The following is a 16938-nucleotide window of genomic DNA, read 5'->3' on the forward strand; positions in this document are numbered from 1 at the left end:
GCGCGGCGTTGTCGAGGTGGGTCACCGGCCCTGCGGATCGGCACGGCGGCCGCCCGGATAGGCTGGCCGCGCTATGGATTCCCGTACCGGTCTGCCTGTTGTCGGCATGGTGGGTGGCGGCCAGTTGGCCCGGATGACCCACCAGGCCGCGATCGCCCTCGGCCAGTCACTGCGTGTGCTCGCGAGCGCCCCCGACGACGGCGCGGCGCTGGTCGCCGCCGACGTCCAGTACGGCGACCACACCGATCTGGCCGCCCTGCGCACCTTCGCCAAGGGCTGTGACGTGGTCACCTTCGACCACGAGCACGTGCCCAACGAGCACATCCGCACCCTGGCGGCCGAAGGGGTGACCCTGTACCCGCCGGCGGACGCGTTGCTGCACGCCCAGGACAAGCGGGTGATGCGGGAACGCCTCACCGAGCTGGGCGCTCCCAACCCGGTGTGGCGGCCGGTCAGCGAGCCCGCCGACCTGGTCGGCTTCGGTGAGCAGGTCGGCTGGCCGGTGGTGCTCAAGGCGGCCCGGGGCGGCTACGACGGTCGGGGTGTCTGGATGGTGGACGACGCCACCCAGGCCACCGAGCTGGCGACCACGCTGCTCGCCGGAGGCACCCGGCTGATCGTCGAGGAGCGGGTGCCGCTGCGTCGCGAACTCGCCGTGCAGGTGGCCCGCTCGCCGTTCGGGCAGGTGGCCGCGTACCCGGTCGTCGAGACGGTCCAGCGCGACGGCATCAACGTCGAGGTGCTGGCCCCGGCGCCCGGCCTGGACGAGGAGTTGGCCGTCGCCGCTCAGCAGCTCGCCATCGACCTGGCCACCGCACTCGGCGTGGTCGGCCTGCTGGCCGTGGAGCTGTTCGAGGTGCGCGACGACGCGGGCCGGCCGGCAATCGTGGTCAATGAGCTGGCCATGCGCCCGCACAACTCGGGGCACTGGACCATTGAGGGCGCCCGGACCTCGCAGTTCGAGCAGCACCTGCGGGCGGTGCTGGACTACCCGATGGGTGACACCGCGCTGACCGCGCCGGTGGTCGTGATGGCGAACGTCCTCGGCGGCGAGCCGGGCGGAATGTCGATCGACGAGCGGCTGCACCACCTCTTCGCCGCCGAGCCGGGGGCCAAGGTGCACCTCTACGGCAAGCAGGTACGCCCCGGCCGCAAGATCGGGCACGTCACGGTGCTCGGCGACGACCTGGACGACGTACGGGCGCGGGCGGCGCGGGCCGCACGCTGGCTGCGCATGGGGCATGAGTGACCGGGGCGGCCGCGAACCAAGGAGGACCCCGGTGACCACGGTCGGACTGATCATGGGTAGCGACTCGGACTGGCCCACGATGCGGGCCGCCGCCGAGGTGCTGGACGACTTCGAGGTGTCCTACGAGGTGCGGGTCATCTCGGCACACCGGACGCCGGTCGCGATGATCGACTATGGTCGCGACGCCGCCGACCGGGGGCTCAAGGTGATCATCGCCGGTGCCGGTGGCGCCGCCGCCCTGCCGGGCATGGTCGCCTCGGTGACGCCGCTGCCGGTGATCGGCGTGCCGGTGCCGTTGAAGCACCTCGACGGTATGGACTCGTTGCTGTCCATCGTGCAGATGCCGGCGGGGATTCCGGTGGCCACCGTGTCGATCGGTAACGCCCGCAACGCCGGCCTGCTGGCCGTCCGGATCCTCGGCGCCTCCGACGAGACCCTGCGCGCCCGGATGGCGACGTACCAGCGGGACCTGGAGCAGCTCATCAAGACCAAGGACGCAGCCCTCCAAGCCACCCTCCCGTAACCCCTGCGGCCAACCCGGCCGGGTGACGGTGACCGGCGCACGAACCCGGCCCACTCACCGTCTCCACCCACCCACGCCGCCGTGACCCTCCGTTTCATCTCATGCCGCGTAGCGCGGTCTGGAGGCGTTCCTGGGCGCGGCGGCGGCGTTCGTTGCTGGCCCCGAGGACGAGCAGCATGAGCCCCACGGGGATCAGCGCCAGCCACGGGCCGAGGCTGAACAGCGCGTGGATCGCGGCGATCGCGGTGACCGACGCGCCGACGATCACCGGGGCCTGCTGCCGGCTGGACGAGCCGAAGATCAGCACCGCCACCGCACCGAGCAGCAGCAGCATCTGCCGCAACGTGCTGGAATCGGTGGCCAGCACGATCGCCAGCGTCGGCAGGAACGCGGCGACCAACGCCGGCCCGTACGCCACCCAGCTGCTCAGATCCGGTCGGTGCCGTAGTTCGAGCACGCCGACCAGCAGGGCCAGCGCGGCGAACGGCAGCGTGTACGCCTCGGGCAGCGCCACGTCGGCGACGCGCATCAGGATCCACCAGGCGGTGATCTCGCAGAACACCACCGCCCAGAAGAGGATTCGGCGTTCCACCGGCCGTCGGCCGGGACGGGTCGCCGCCACGCCGAGGACCGCTCCCCAGGCGGCCAGCAGGGCGGCGATGTGCCGGGGGGAGTCGAAGGCGAGCGCCAGCGCGATCAGGGCCGCCGCGTACCCGCTCCACTGCACGGTGGCGGCCTCGCGCTGCGCCTCCGGGCGGCGCAGTCGGGGCAGGGTCGCGGCGAACACCTGCAGGACCGCTCCGACGGCGAGCACCCCGAACGCGGACCAGACCGCTGCCAGCCCGACGATCAGGCCGGCGGTGAGCACGAAGAGCTGGGCCATCAGCGAGGCGAAGAGCCAGCCGAGGATGCGCGCCCGCTGGGTGGTGCCGAACAGGGCCGCCACCACGCCCACGCCGACCGCGCCCCCGAGGGTGAACAGGGTCAGTTGCCGGTCGGCCAGGCTGCCGGCCAGGCCGGCCCCACCGGCGGCGAGGCCGATGGCGAAGACCAGCACCCGGGCCAGCCGCAGCGAACGGGCCGGCTCGACGAGGGGCGGTGGCGGGGTCAGGGCGAGGCCGAGCATGGAGATGGTGAAGACGGAGAGCGCGGCGAGCGTGCTCGCCGGCCACCCACTGCCCAGCGCGATGGGCGCGATCAGCAGCGTGACGGCAGCGCCGGGTAGCACCACCGGTACGGCACGGGACCGCCGTCCGCCGCTGAACCCGGTAGCGGCCAGGGCCGCCGTCGCGGTGAGCAGCAGCGCGGTCAGCACGTGGGTCGGGTTGACCACGTCCGCCGGCGGCGTGAGCAGCTCCGGCGGCGGACCCTGCCAGATCCGGCTCAATGTGCGGTGTGGCTCGACGAGGGCGACGACCAGGGCGGGCGCGATCGACGCGACCGCCAGGGCGGTCGGCAACGCGGCGGCCGCGAGCGCCCCGGCGGAGGGGCTGACCCGCCACCGCCGCCGGTCCGGGTCGTCCGGCAGTCGCCGCAGCGCACCGTCGAGGAGCACCGCCCAGCGGCGGACCGGCTGGGCGGAACCGGTGGGCGGCACGGTCGCCGCGCGGATCAGCTCGGCGAGGACACCGAGCAACGCGGCGGCGGCCGCGTAGACCCCGGCCGGGAGCCCGGTGGGGATGGCGGCGAGCGCGCTGATGCTGGCACCGCCGACCACGGCCACGCTGACCCAGGGCAGGTACTGCGGAACGTGCCGGCGTACCGCGGCGACGCCGGCCAGACCGAGGCTGGACGCGGCCAGCGCGGCGGTCAGCACCACCTGTGCCGAGTGCTGGAACTCGACGGCCAGCGCCGCCACCGCGCCGGGCAGCGCGAGCAGCGCGGCGCCGGCCGCCGCGCCACCGATCTGCGCCAGGTGCGGCGGCATGCCCTCGGTCTCCAGGTCGGTCACCTGCGGCCCGGCCAGGACGCGCGCCAGCGCGGCCACCACGATGCCGATCAGCGCGATGCTGCCCAGCGCCAGCGCGGTGGTCCATGGGCGAACCAGGCCGGCACCGGCCCCGTGCAGCGCGACCACCCCGGCCACGGTGGCCCGGGACAGCCCGGCCCGAGCCTCCTCGCTGGCCACCGCCGCCATCCCGTAGACGGTGGCGACCATGGCCCCGACGAGCACCGGCGACCACCAGGGCAGGTCGAACGCGGCCGGTGCGCCGATCGTGGCGAGCACCACGGCCACGCCGGACGCGTCCCACCGCCAGGGCGGCGGGAGCAGGAGGCCGGCGGCGACGGCCAACAGCACCAGCGCGATCGGCGCCTGCCAGGTCGCGCCGCCGGTCGGCGCGGCCGGCCAGCCGCTCAGGTCGCCGTCCCAGATCGGCCCGGGGGTGGCCAGCACACCGACCCCACCGCGCAGCGCCGTCCAGCCGGCGAGCACGCCGATGAGCAGGCCGCCGACGGCGATGCCGAGGATCGGGCCGCGTCGCCACTCCTCGGGCATGGCACGGGCGCCCACGGCCACCACCAGGACCAGGCCGGCGGCCACCGCCAGTTGCCCACCCGGAGCGAGGACCGCGGCGATCCGCACCATCGTGGCGATCAGGGCGGTGGTCACCGCCGCGGCGGCCAGGTCCGACCCGTCCAGGGTGAGGTCCGAGCGGCGGCCGGCGTCGATCGACGGGGCCAGGAAGAGCAGCACCGCGGCGACCAGCAGCAGCGCCCCGACCCAGGCGTCGGCGACCGTCGCACCGGGTGCGCCGAAGGCGGCGGCGGTGACGACGAGCGCGCCCAGCCCGGTGCCGACCGACAGGGGCGCCGGGATGCGCCGCTGGGACACCTGCACCATGGCGGCGTACCCGAGGGTCACACAGACGGCCAGGAAGCTCGCCGCCAGCACCGGGACGGTCGCCTCGCGGAGGCTGGCCGGGGTGGGGGTCTCATCGACGGGCATGGTCGCGGCCACGAACGCGGCCACCGCTCCGGGCAGCGCGAAGGCCGCCCCTCCGGCGGCCCAGTCCGTGACGGTGTCGGCGGCGGCCGACGCGATCCGGACCCGGGGCGCCAGCGCGACCAGCGCGCCGGCCGCGAAGAGGGTGAGCAGGACCGCGGCGGTGAGCGCCGGACGGGACAGGCCGGCGCCCGCGCCGAACAGGCCCACCACGGCGGCGCCGGCCGCGTGGGCCAGGGCGGCCCGGGTGGTACGCGCGGAGAGGCCGATGACCCCGATCCCGATCGCGGTGACCACCATCGGCCAGGGCGCCGAGGCCCAGCCGAGCCCGAACGACGCCGGTACGGCGAGCGCCGTCAGCGCGGCCCCGGCGACCGCGAACTCGCGGCGGATCTCCGGCGGCAGGGCCAGCACCGCGGCGATGGTGAGCAGGAACGCGGCGGCGGCGAGTTGCCACGTGGTCGGGCCGACGGCGGCGGCCAGCTCGGCCGGGTACCTGTCCAGGTCGGCGCTCCACGCGGGCAGTGCCGCCCGGACCGGGGCGACCCCGGCGCGCAGTGCTCCTCCGGCGACCACCAGTCCGCTGACGGTGAGGGCGACCGCCGAGGCGATCTGCGGGCCGCGTCGGGCGGTCTCGGGGACCGCGCGTACCGCCAGCCCGGTCACCGTGATCACCGCCGCGATCAGCAGCAACGCCTGGCCGGGCAGGGCCACGGAGACGATCCGGCCGAACGCGCCGATCACGGCCAGGGTGAGGATGCCGGCCGCCACGTCCGGCAGCGGTGGGCGGCGCAGCACCAGCGCGCCGGCCAGCCCGACGGCGGCGGCCAGCAGGAGCACCAGTCCGGCACCGGTCGCCGTCGGTACGGCCTCTGCCCGCAGCAGGGCGGTGACCGCGTACGCCAGGGCGACCGCGACGGCCACCGCGTGCAGCGACCAGGTCAGCTCGCGCAGCCCGGGAACCGCGCGGGCGGGCCGGGCGTCGACGGTGCCCGCGCCCGCGTCGATCAGCTCGCCGGCCTCCTCCGGGTCGGCCTCCGGTCGCGCCTCGGCGGCACGTTGCCGGGGCGCCGCCGATCCGGTGGCCGCGTCCGGCAGGTCCTGCCGGACGGGGCGCTCCACCACGATCGGGGAGCGGGCCAGCCAGAGGTCGAGGAGGGCCACCAGGGTCAGCACCAGCGCCCAGCCGCCCGGCCCGGTGATCCGGTCGTACGCGAGCAGCGGCAGCACCGGCTGCGCGGCGACCACTGTCGCGAAGCGGGGCGCGCGCAGCCCGGTCCAGGCGGCGTACCCGACGGACACGGCGGCGGTGGCCGCGAAGATCAATCCGGCGAAGACGGCGCCGGAGGTGACGCCGTCGCCGATCCGGTCCACCGCCCACAGCGCGTACCCGGCCAGCGGCACGAGCAGCAGACCCACCGCCGAGATCGTCTCCGCGGTGGAGGTGAGCCCGCGCCGGGCCAGCGCCGGCGGTGCGAGCAGCATCAACACCGTGGCGACCAGCAGGACGCCGAGGCGGGCCAGCGCGTCCATCGAGCTCGTCGCCACGGCGGCGAAGACCACCGCGGCCACGGCGAGCAGCAGCGCGCCCAGCCCGAGAGGGATGTTCTGCACCTCCCGCGAGGACGCCTCCGGCGGGTGCTCGGGGTCGTCGGCGTCCAGCCAGGACCCCGGGGGCGGGGGCGGCGGCGGATCGTCCGGGACGTGCGGCGTGCCCTGGCGCGGAACCCGGGGCGGCGGCGCGCCGGTGGTGGCCGTCGGCGGGCGGCGACCGGGGCGGCGGCGCAGCACCCGGCGGGGCCGGGTGGCCTGCTTGATCCGCTCCTCACCGGCGTGGGCGAGGATGTCCCGTTGGAAGAGCGCGGCCTGCATCTTGGCGGCGATCTGCCGCTGTTCGCTGGCGATGGCGGCGTCGCGTGCCTTCATCTCCGCGATCGAGCGCTCGATGTCCGCCAGATGTTCGACCCACTGGGGCTGGTCGGCCCCGCAGTGCGGGCAGCGTACGGCCGGCTTGATCTCCCGACCGCACGAGGAGCATTGAAAGGTCGCCACGACACCCCTCCACCCGCACTGTGGACTCCCACTGTCGCAGCATGCCCAAAGCTGGCGCGGATTTCGACACTTGTCGGCGGGTCCGGGGCAAACAACATCACCGGCCGGCCGCGCAGAGTGCTTCGCGACCGGCCGGTGAGTGGCGAACCCTCAGGGGCGGCCCATGCCCCGGTACTCCCAGCCGGCCTGGGTCCACAGTGCCGAGTCGAGACAGTTGCGCCCGTCGACGACCTTGCGGCCGCCGACCAGCTCGCCCAGGGCGACCGGGTCGGCGTTGCGGAAGTCCGCCCATTCGGTGAGGACGCAGACCAGGTCGGCGCCGGCGACCGCCTCGTTGATGCCGGCCTCGTAGGTCAGCTCGGGCACCGCGCGGCGGGCGTTCTCGGTGCCTTGCGGGTCGTACACGTGCACGTCGGCGCCGGCCTTCTGCAGGAGCGCGGCGACGGCGAGCGCCGGGGCGTCGCGGACGTCGTCGGTGTTGGGCTTGAAGGTCGCGCCCAGCACGGCGATCCGGGTGCCGGAGAAGTCCGGGCCGGCCGGCCCGGAGCGGCGGCCGAGCAGGTCCGCCGCGAGCTGGAGCACGCGGGTCCGGCGGCGCAGGTTGATCAGGTCGACCTCGTGCAGGAAGCGCAGCGCCTCGCCGGCGCCCAGCTCCTGCGCGCGGGCCTGGAAGGCGCGGATGTCCTTCGGCAGGCAGGCGCCACCGAAGCCGAGGCCGGCCTGGAGGAACCGGTTGCCGATCCGGGGGTCGTACCCGATCGCGCGGGCCAGCTGGGTGACGTCGCCGCCGCTGGCCTCGCAGACCTCGGCCATGGCGTTGATGAAGGAGATCTTCGTGGCCAGGAACGCGTTAGCCGCGACCTTGACCAGCTCGGCCGTCGCGAAGTCGGTGACCACCAGGGGCACCTCGCGGTCCTCGGTGGCGGCCAGGTCGAAGACGCCCTTGTGCGCGGCGTAGAGCATGCCGTTGGCCCACTCGCTCTTCACGCCGACCACGATCCGGTTGGGGCGCAGCACGTCGTCGACGGCGAAGCCCTCCTGGAGGAACTCGGGGCTCCACGCCACCTCGACGCCCAGGTCGCCGGGGGTGTGCTTGCCGACCAGCTGCTCGACCCAGTCGGCGGTGCCCACCGGCACGGTGGACTTGCCGACGATCAGCGCCTTGCGGGTCAGGTGCTGGGCGAGGCTGGTCACCGACGCCTCGACGTACGACAGGTCGGCGCCCATCCCGTCGGCCCGCTGCGGGGTGCCGACGCAGATGAAGTGCACGTCGCCGAACTCGGCGGTCTCGGCGATGTCGGTCGAGAACCGCAGCCGACCGGCGGCCAGGTTGCGCTTGAGCAGCTCGTCCAGGCCGGGCTCGTGGATCGGCACCTCGCCGGCGTTCAACATCGCGATCTTGTCCGCGTCGACGTCGAACCCGAGCACCTCGTAGCCGAGTTCCGCGTAGCAGATGGCGTACGTCGCACCGAGGTAGCCGGTCCCCAGGAACGTCACCCGCGGCCGAGGCGCGCCCGAGGGCGGCGTCACCGCGGCGATGGCGGGGGTCGGCTGGATGGTGGGGTAGGGGATCGTCACGCCTGTCTTCTCCGCTCGCACTGGCGGCGCGTCGTCGCGTCGCATTCTGCTGCGGCGCCTGGCCGGGCACCGGAGGGGTGGCTCAACTGTCTGCCTTCCATCATCGCCCAGCGGCGCGGGTGCTCCGTCATGCCCATACCTACGCGCCGGTAACATCACCTGAACTGCAGTCGCTATCCTTCAGTCTGCGCGGTCGGCGGTCAGGGGAGGCCACAGACTGCGCATGATAGCGGTGAAGGGGAGGGGCCGACATGGCCGCAGGGGAGTCGTTCGACGTCTACCGGTTGCCCGAGGAGCATGAGGCGATCCGGCAGGCGGTCCGTGAGGTCTGTGCCGCCAAGGTGGCTCCGCACGCCGCCGAGGCCGACGAGACCGGGGAGTTCCCGAAGGCGTCCTACGACGCGCTGCGGGCAGCCGATTTCCACGCGCCGCACATCCCCGAGGAGTACGGCGGCGCGGGCGCGGACGCGCTGGCCACCGCCATCGTGATCGAGGAGGTGGCGCGCGCCTGCGCGTCCTCGTCGCTGATCCCGGCGGTGAACAAGCTCGGCACGATGCCGCTGCTGCTGTCCGGTTCCGAGGAGCTCAAGCGCCGCTACCTGACCCCGGTCGCGGCGGGCGACGCCATGTTCTCGTACTGCCTCTCCGAGCCGGAGGCGGGCAGCGACGCGGCGTCGATGACGACCCGGGCGGTGCGTGACGGGGATCACTGGGTGCTCAACGGCGTGAAGCGGTGGATCACCAACGCCGGCGTCTCCGAGTTCTACACCGTCTTCGCCGTCACCGACCCCGCCGCCCGCTCCCGGGGCATCTCGGCCTTCGTGGTCGAGAAGTCCGACGCCGGGGTGAGCTTCGGCGCTCCGGAGAAGAAGCTCGGCATCAAGGGCTCGCCGACCCGCGAGGTCTACCTGGACAACGTGCGGATCCCCGCCGACCGGATGATCGGCGCCGAGGGCACCGGCTTCGCCACCGCCATGAAGACCCTGGACCACACCCGGGTCACCATCGCCGCGCAGGCCGTCGGGATCGCGCAGGGCGCGCTCGACTACGCCAAGGGGTACGTGGCCGAGCGCCGCCAGTTCGGCAAGGCGGTCGCCGAGTTCCAGGGCATCCAGTTCATGCTCGCCGACATGGGCATGAAGCTGGAGGCGGCGCGGCAGCTCACGTACGCCGCCGCCGGCAAGTCCGAGCGGGGCGACGCCGACCTGACCTACTTCGGCGCGGCGGCCAAGTGCTTCGCCTCCGACGCCGCCATGGAGATCACCACCGACGCGGTGCAGCTGCTCGGCGGCTACGGCTACACCCGCGACTACCCGGTCGAGCGGATGATGCGTGACGCCAAGATCACCCAGATCTACGAGGGCACCAACCAGGTGCAGCGCATCGTCATGGCCCGGCAGTTGCTGGCCGGCGTCGTCTGACCGCCGCCTGATCGACCCCGACAGCCCCACCGCCCGCCGGCGGTGGGGCTGTCGTCGTCTGCGTGAGCCCCCACACAGTGGCGATGTCACAGGGGTCTGCGACGTTGTCGCCAAGTGAGAATCACCGAACACGATCCCCCACCGCTCGCCCCACGACGCACGACCCTCCGCAGAGAGATCGAGATGATGAAGCAGCTGGTGGAGAAGACCGCCCCCGAGCAGGATGTGCTGCCCGGCGACCTGATGACCAACCGCCAGCGGGCGCGGCTCGTGCTGGTGCTCGGCGCGTTGATCGCGATCGGCCCCCTGACCATCGACATGTACCTGCCGGCGCTGCCCGCCATCACGGCCGGCCTGCAGACCACCGAGACGGCCGTGCAGTTGACGCTGACCGGCACGCTGCTCGGCCTCGCGCTGGGCCAGTTGCTGATCGGGCCGCTCTCCGACGTGGTCGGGCGGCGTCTGCCGCTGCTCGCCGGGCTCGCCGTGCACATCGTGGCCTCCGTGCTGTGCGTCTTCGCGCCCAACATCGCCGTGCTCGGCGTGCTGCGCGTCCTGCAGGGCCTCGGCGTGGCGGCCGCCACCGTGGTCGCCACGGCCGTCGTCCGCGACCTGTTCAGCGGCGCCTCGTTCGCGCGGATCTTCTCCCGGTTGATGCTGGTCATGGGGCTGGCGCCGATCCTCGCGCCGACGCTGGGCAGCGGGCTGCTGCGCTGGACCGAGTGGCGGGGCGTCTTCGCGGCGCTGGCCGTGCTGGGCGCGTTGCTGATCGTCATCGCGGCGTTGCAGCTTCCGGAGACCCTCGCGGTGGCACGCCGCCGGCACGGCGGAGTGGCGGCGACCCTGCGCGACTACCGGGGGCTGCTCAACGACCGGGCCTTCGTCGGCCTGGTGCTCGTCGCCGGGCTGGCCATGGCGTCGCTGTTCGCGTACGTCTCCGGGTCGTCCTTCGTGCTCCAGCGGGAGTACGGCCTCGACGAGCAGCAGTTCGGCCTGGCCTTCGGGGCCGGTGCCGTCGGCCTGATCGGCGCCACCCAGTTCAACATCCGGCTGCTGCGGCGCTACACCCCGCAGCAGATCCTCATCAGCGCGCTGATCGCCGGAACGGCCGCCGGGCTGCTGCTGGTCGTGTTCGCCGCCACCGGCGTCGGTGGCCTTGGCACCCTGCTCGCGTCGCTGTGGCTCGTGCTGGCCGCGGCGGGCCTGGCCCTGCCGAACGCTCCGGCGCTGGCCATGAGCCGGCACAGCGAGGCCGCCGGCACAGCCGCGGCGCTGCTCGGGGCCGTGCAGTTCGGCGTCGGCGCGTTGTCGGCGCCCCTGGCCGGCCTGTTCGGCACGGGGAGCGTACCGATGGCGATCGTCATCGCGGGCGGCATGGCCGCGGCGCTGGCGGTCATGGTCCTGGTCGTGCCCCGCGCCACCCTCGGCGCGGTCGACCCGGACCTGGCCGTCGCCGTGCACTAGCGCGACTCGCGCCCCTCGCGCAGCGGGTCTGGTCGGGCGGGCCGGGCCTGCCGGCCCGCCCGACGATCAACGGATCTCGGTGGTGTCCTCGGGGCGCGACTGGCCGCGCGGCGGGGCGGACCACGGCGATTCGCCGCCCACCCGGCGGGGCAGCGGCTCGGTCGGCGTCGGATCGGCCGGGTAACCCAGGGTCAGCGGGGCGGTGTCGCGCTCCGCGGGCTCGGGCGACGGCCAGTCGGTGAGGGTGAAGTCGTCGCCGCGCGGGCCGTCGGCCGGCGCCGGCGTCAGGGCCGGCGCGGTGGCGGCCTGCGGCCACTGCCGCCAGCGTTGACCGCTGAACGTCGCCATGAGCAGCAGCAGGCCGATCAGGAAGAGCGTGCCGTTCTGCACCGGCAGCGCCAGCGGCAGCGGGTCACCGAACACCTTCCACCCCTGCGGGATCGCGTCGCGCACCTCGAACGGCGCCACGAACATCCCGACGTACGGGGTGACCAGCAGCAGCCCGGCCACCAGCGGGCCCGCCGGTGAGAAGCGCAGTGTGCCGAGCAGCCCGAGCAGGACACCGCCGACACCGAGGTACACGGCCGGCTCGATCAGGTTGGCGGTGTTGAAGGTGCCGATCTCCACCCAGCGGTCGACCGTCCGGCTCGACCCGTCCTGCCCGAGTGTGACAAGCGCCCACGTGATGGGTGCCACCACCAACCCGGCGAGGAAGCTCCAGAGATGTCGCATCCGCGCACCGTACCGTTTCCGGCATGACCGAGCACCTCTCCGCCGCTCCGACCGGCAAGCCGACGTCGTACTCGCGCGTCACCCTCAGCAAGATCATGACTGCGGTGGACGTGAACCTCTACGGAACCGTCCACGGCGGGGTCCTGATGAAGTTCGTCGACGACGTGGCGGGCGCCGCCGCCGCCCGGCACAGCGGCGGAACGGCGGTCACCGCGGCGATCGACGAGATCGTCTTCTCCGAGGCCGTGCGGGTCGGTGACCTGGTGCACGCGCACGCCCAGGTGAACTGGACCGGGCAGACGTCGATGGAGGTGGGCGTGCGGGTGGTCGCCGAGCGGTGGGACTCGGCCGAGGACGCGCCGGTGCGGGTGGCCACGGCGTACCTGGTCTTCGTCGGGGTGGACGTCGGCGGTGCGCCGCGCATGGTCCGTCCGGTGCTGCCGGAGACGCCGGAGGACGAGCGCCGGTACCGGGAGGCCGAGATCCGGCGTGCACACCGCCTGGCCCGCCGCCGGGCCATCCAGGCGCACCGGGCGGGCTGAACCACATGGGTGGGTGGGCTGGAGTGTGGGCCGGGCACGCGTCGATCGGCGTACCCGGTGCGCAGAATGGCGCTTCGAGGTAGGGCAAGATGGCGCCACGGCCCATTCACAGTGTCGTGCGGGGCCAGGGGAGGGTGGAGCAGTGGGTGACGTGCTGTGGACGCCGCCGGCGGACGTGCTGGAGCGGTCCCGGATCGGCGACTACCTGCGCTGGCTGCGCGAGCACCGCGGGCTGGACTTCGCCGACTACGACGCGCTGTGGCGGTGGTCGGTCACCGACCTGGACGCGTTCTGGCGCTCGATCTGGGACCACTTCGAGGTGATCGCGCACACCCCGCCGACCGCCACTCTGGCCGAGCGGGGGATGCCCGGGGCCCGCTGGTTCCCGGGCGCCACCCTCAACTACGCCGAGAACGTGCTGCGGATGCCGGGCCGCGCCGACGACGACCCCGTGGTCATCGCGCACGGCCAGACCCGGGGGCCGGTCACCCTCACCGCCGGGGAGCTGCGCGAGCAGGTCCGCCGGGTGTCTGCTGGTCTGCGCCGCCTCGGCGTCACCGCCGGGGACCGGGTGGCGGCGTACGCCCCCAACATTCCCGAGACGTACGTCCTGCTGCTGGCCACCGCCAGCCTGGGGGCCATCTTCTCGTCCTGCGCGCCGGAGTTCGGCACGCGCAGCGTCACCGACCGGTGGCAGCAGATCGAGCCGACCGTGCTGGTCGCCGTGGACGGCTACCGCTACGGCGACAAGCCGGTGGACCGCCGCGCCGAGGTCGCCGCGATCCGGGCGGCCCTGCCGTCGCTGCGCCACACCGTGAGCATCGGCTACCTCGACCCGACGGGCTCCGCGCCCGAGGGCGCACTGAGCTGGGCGGAGCTGGCCGCGCCCACCGACGAGCCGTCGACGTTCACGCCGGTGCCGTTCGACCACCCGCTGTACGTGCTCTACTCCTCGGGCACCACCGGCCTGCCGAAGCCGATCGTGCACGGCCACGGCGGCATCCTGCTGGAACACCTGAAGATGCTCGCCCTGCACCACGACCTCGGCCCGGCCGACCGCTTCTTCTGGTTCACCACCACCGGCTGGATGATGTGGAACTTCCTGGTCTCCGGGCCGGCGGTGGGCGCGGCCATCGTGCTGTTCGACGGCAACCCGGGGGTCCGGGCGGAGCCCGGCCAGCCGGCCGAGCCCGACCTCGGCGCGCTGTGGCGGCTGGCGGCCGAGACCAACACCACGTACTTCGGCACCTCGGCGCCGTTCCTGCTGGCCTGCCGCAAGGCCGGCCTGGTGCCCCGCGAGGTCGCCGACCTGTCCGCGCTGCGCGGTGTCGGTTCCACCGGTGCGCCGCTGCCCGCCGAGGGCTTTCATTGGGTGTACGACACCGTCGGCGACCAGGTGCAGCTCCAGTCGCTGTCGGGCGGCACCGACGTGTGCACGGGCTTCGTCGGCGGGGTGCCGCTGCTGCCGGTGTACGCCGGTGAGATCGCCTGCCGCGCGCTGGGCGCCAAGGTGGAGGCCCGCTCGGCCGACGGCACCCCGGTGATCGGCGAGCTGGGCGAGCTGGTGATCACCGAGCCGATGCCGAGCATGCCGGTGGGCTTCTGGAACGACCCGGACGGCACCCGCTACGCCGAGGCGTACTTCTCCGTCTACCCGGGCGTCTGGCGGCACGGTGACTGGATCACCATCAACTCCCGGGGCGGCTGCGTGATCACCGGGCGCTCCGACGCCACCCTCAACCGTGGCGGGGTGCGGCTCGGCACCGCCGAGTTCTACTCGGTGGTCGAGGGCCTCGACGAGGTCGTCGACTCGGTGGTGGTGCACCTGGAGGACGACGAGGGCGGCGCCGGTGAACTGCTGCTCTTCGTGGTGCTGGCCGACGGGCTGACGCTGGACGACGCGCTGCGGAAGAAGATCTGCCGCGAGCTGCGGACCGCCCTCTCACCCCGGCACGTGCCCGACGAGATCCACCAGGTACGCGCCGTGCCCCGCACCCTCTCGGCGAAGAAGCTGGAGGTGCCGGTCAAGAAGATCCTCACCGGCACCCCGGTCGACCAGGCCGCGGCCAAGGGCGCGCTGGTGAACCCGGAGTCGCTTACCGCGTTCGCCGCCCTGGCCCAACGCCGCCCTGCGAACAGGACGCCCGCCTGACAGTTGGCCGCGTGGCGACTCGTCTCCGCCCCGTCGGAGCGCATGGTGGTGACTGGGGTGTGCCCCGGCATACGCGTCCTTTGCTCTGCTTACGCGGACGCAACAGTCCGGGCCGCTTTCTGTTGCGCCGGTTGAAGCAGAGCAAAGGACGGACGCGTACCCACCGGCCCTTGGCCGTGCCGGGCGCCCACCACGGGGATCCCCGTGGTGCCGCGCTGCCGCGCCACCGGGGCGCCGGCGGGTGGGTCACGGGAGAGCGTGCGTGACCTTCTCCGTGGTCAGGCGGGTGGGGAGGTTGGCCGGGGCCAGGTTGGCGCACAGGACGACTGTGGCGGCCCGGGTCAGCGGGGCCAGGAGCCAGTCGACCGGATCCGGGTAGCGGCTGGCGTCGACCAGGACACGTGCCCCACGCTCGATGCCCAGCTCGTCGGCGCGGGCCTCGGCGCGGGCCAGCAGGTGCGCGTCGGCGGGGCCGGGACCGGACTGCGGGGTGAAGTGGTCGCCGTGCCCGCGTACCTCGACCACGTAGTCGGCGAAGCCGGGCGGCACCTGCCGCAGCGGGACGGCGAGCGGGGCGAGGCCCAGGGCGTACCGCTCGTCGGCGGGCCAGGACTGTGCTTCGTCGAGCCGGTCGGCGGCGGCGAAGAGAACGTCCACCGCGCCCGGGGTGTCGGCGACGGTCACCTTGGCTGACCAGCAGCCCAGCAGGACGGCGGCGGTCTGCCAGTGCGGGGGGAGCAGCACGCCGGCCGCTGTGCCCGGCGCGAGGCCGACCTCGTCGACGAGGAGGTTGGCGGTCTTCGACACCCAGTTCGCCAGGGTCGCGCCGGAGAGTTCGGTGCGGTCGCCGGTGGAGTCGTCGTACCAGGTCAGCAGCGGTCGGGTCGGGTCGGTCGCGATCGCGTCGGCGAACACCCGGGCAATGTTGTCGGCCATCGGCGCGAACGATACGCCTCCGCCGCCCGTACTCGATGACGATGACAAGTCGGCGTACCGTCGGGTCGCAGTCAGCGTCGGCCCCGTACTCCGGCGTAGGCTTTACCCCGGAGTGTTGTTCCCCACAGACCCACCCTCAAGGAGTCGCCCCGTGACCGCCGGTCGCCCGCCCCGCGTGCTCATCGACGCCACGAGTGTCCCCGCCGACCGTGGTGGCGTCGGTCGATACGTCGACGGTCTGCTCGGTGCCCTCGGCAAGGTGTGCGGGTCGGGGGTGGAGTTGGCCGTGGTGAGCCTCCGCACCGACCTGGAGCGTTACACCCGGATGCTGCCCGGCGCGGAGATCATCCCCGCTCCGGCCGCCGTGGCGCACCGCCCGGCCCGGCTCGCCTGGGAGCAGACCGGCCTGCCGCTGCTCGCCCAGCAGGTCGGCGCGCACGTGCTGCACTCGCCTTTCTACACCTGCCCGCTGCGGGCCGGGTGCCCCGTCACGGTCACCGTGCACGACGCGACGTTCTTCACCGAGCCGGAGCACTACGACAAGTCCCGCCGCACGTTCTTCCGCAGCGCCATCAAGACCTCGATGCGCCGCGCCAACCGGGTGATCGTGCCCAGCAAGGCCACCCGGGACGAGCTGATCCGGCTGCTCGACGCCGACCCGACCCGTATCGACGTGGCCTACCACGGTGTCGACCACGACGCCTTCCACGCGCCCAGCGAGGAGGAGAAGGCCCGCGTGCGCGCCCGGCTGGGGCTGGGCAACAGCACGTACGTGGCCTTCCTCGGCGCCAAGGAGCCGCGCAAGAACGTGCCCAACCTGATCCGCGGCTGGGCCCGCGCGGTGGCCGACCGGGTCGACCCGCCGGCCCTGGTGATCGCCGGTGGGCAGGGGCACGACGACGACATCGACCGGGCGGTGGCCGAGGTCCCGTCCCACCTGCGGCTGCTGCGCCCCGGCTACCTGCGCTACGCCGACCTGCCCGGCTTCCTCGGTGGCGCGCTGGTCGCGGCATACCCGTCGTACGGCGAGGGGTTCGGCCTGCCGATCCTGGAGGCGATGGCGTGCGCCGCCCCGGTGCTGACCACCCCCCGGCTCTCGCTGCCTGAGGTGGGCGGCGACGCCGTGGCGTACACCTCGGAGGACCCGGGCCAGATCGCCACCGACCTGGCCGCCCTGCTCGACGACGAGCAGCGCCGGTTGTCGCTGGCGAAGGCGGGCTTCGACCGAGCCAAGGAGTTCACCTGGGAGTCCAGCGCCGAGGTGCACATCGCCGCCTGGAGTCGCGCCCGGTCGTAACCCTTCGGGCCTCTCGTGGTGACCCGTGCCACTGCGGGCGGATGCGTC

At 73.7% G+C, this 16938-nt stretch carries 11 protein-coding genes; 7 read left to right on the forward strand and 4 right to left on the reverse strand.

The annotated features are described in order from the left end of the window. Positions 1 to 73: 73 nt before the first annotated feature. Together ABZT87_RS01445 and purE are read left to right on the forward strand one after the other, a co-directional pair. Positions 74 to 1249 (forward strand): 5-(carboxyamino)imidazole ribonucleotide synthase, encoded by a 1176-nt coding sequence (locus ABZT87_RS01445; protein WP_354854214.1) that lies wholly within the window; start codon positions 74 to 76, stop codon positions 1247 to 1249. Positions 1250 to 1280: 31 nt separating this feature from the next. Beyond that, positions 1281 to 1772 (forward strand): 5-(carboxyamino)imidazole ribonucleotide mutase, encoded by a 492-nt coding sequence (gene purE, locus ABZT87_RS01450; protein ID WP_355063003.1) that lies wholly within the window; start codon positions 1281 to 1283, stop codon positions 1770 to 1772. A gap of 94 nt (positions 1773 to 1866) precedes the next feature. Here purE and ABZT87_RS01455 read toward each other — a convergent pair whose 3' ends face one another. Together ABZT87_RS01455 and ABZT87_RS01460 are read right to left on the reverse strand one after the other, a co-directional pair. Then, entirely contained in the window at positions 1867 to 6768 is a 4902-nt protein-coding gene (locus tag ABZT87_RS01455; protein ID WP_355132873.1) for a permease, read from the reverse strand. 150 nt (positions 6769 to 6918) lie between these two features. Beyond that, positions 6919 to 8346: a UDP-glucose/GDP-mannose dehydrogenase family protein gene (locus ABZT87_RS01460; protein WP_354854219.1), complete on the reverse strand. Its 1428-nt coding sequence runs from the start codon at positions 8344 to 8346 to the stop codon at positions 6919 to 6921. 251 nt (positions 8347 to 8597) lie between these two features. On the opposite strand from ABZT87_RS01460, the gene ABZT87_RS01465 reads away from it, so the two are divergent. Together ABZT87_RS01465 and ABZT87_RS01470 are read left to right on the forward strand one after the other, a co-directional pair. Beyond that, the gene (locus ABZT87_RS01465; RefSeq protein WP_354854221.1) at positions 8598 to 9767 is read left to right on the forward strand and encodes an acyl-CoA dehydrogenase family protein; all 1170 of its coding nucleotides are present in this window, start codon (positions 8598 to 8600) and stop codon (positions 9765 to 9767) included. A gap of 183 nt (positions 9768 to 9950) precedes the next feature. Then, positions 9951 to 11231, forward strand: a complete 1281-nt coding sequence (locus ABZT87_RS01470; RefSeq protein ID WP_354854223.1) for a Bcr/CflA family efflux MFS transporter — start codon at positions 9951 to 9953, stop codon at positions 11229 to 11231. Positions 11232 to 11297: 66 nt separating this feature from the next. Here ABZT87_RS01470 and ABZT87_RS01475 read toward each other — a convergent pair whose 3' ends face one another. Continuing rightward, positions 11298 to 11963 (reverse strand): hypothetical protein, encoded by a 666-nt coding sequence (locus tag ABZT87_RS01475; protein WP_355063011.1) that lies wholly within the window; start codon positions 11961 to 11963, stop codon positions 11298 to 11300. Between the two features lie 23 nt (positions 11964 to 11986). On the opposite strand from ABZT87_RS01475, the gene ABZT87_RS01480 reads away from it, so the two are divergent. Then, on the forward strand, positions 11987 to 12505 hold the full coding sequence (locus ABZT87_RS01480; RefSeq protein WP_328423667.1) for a hotdog domain-containing protein: 519 nt from the start codon (positions 11987 to 11989) through the stop codon (positions 12503 to 12505). 142 nt (positions 12506 to 12647) lie between these two features. Beyond that, positions 12648 to 14657 (forward strand): acetoacetate--CoA ligase, encoded by a 2010-nt coding sequence (locus ABZT87_RS01485; RefSeq protein WP_355132875.1) that lies wholly within the window; start codon positions 12648 to 12650, stop codon positions 14655 to 14657. A 246-nt stretch (positions 14658 to 14903) separates the two neighbouring features. Here the strand turns inward: ABZT87_RS01485 and ABZT87_RS01490 are convergent, their stop codons facing one another. Further along, positions 14904 to 15593, reverse strand: coding sequence for a TIGR03089 family protein (locus tag ABZT87_RS01490; protein WP_355132877.1), 690 nt, complete (start codon positions 15591 to 15593; stop codon positions 14904 to 14906). A gap of 151 nt (positions 15594 to 15744) precedes the next feature. On the opposite strand from ABZT87_RS01490, the gene ABZT87_RS01495 reads away from it, so the two are divergent. Further along, positions 15745 to 16890, forward strand: coding sequence for a glycosyltransferase family 1 protein (locus ABZT87_RS01495; RefSeq protein ID WP_354854230.1), 1146 nt, complete (start codon positions 15745 to 15747; stop codon positions 16888 to 16890). Positions 16891 to 16938 lie beyond the last annotated feature (48 nt).

Source organism: Micromonospora sp. NPDC005237, assembly GCF_040607775.1.
In the GTDB taxonomy this organism is placed as follows: domain Bacteria; phylum Actinomycetota; class Actinomycetes; order Mycobacteriales; family Micromonosporaceae; genus Micromonospora.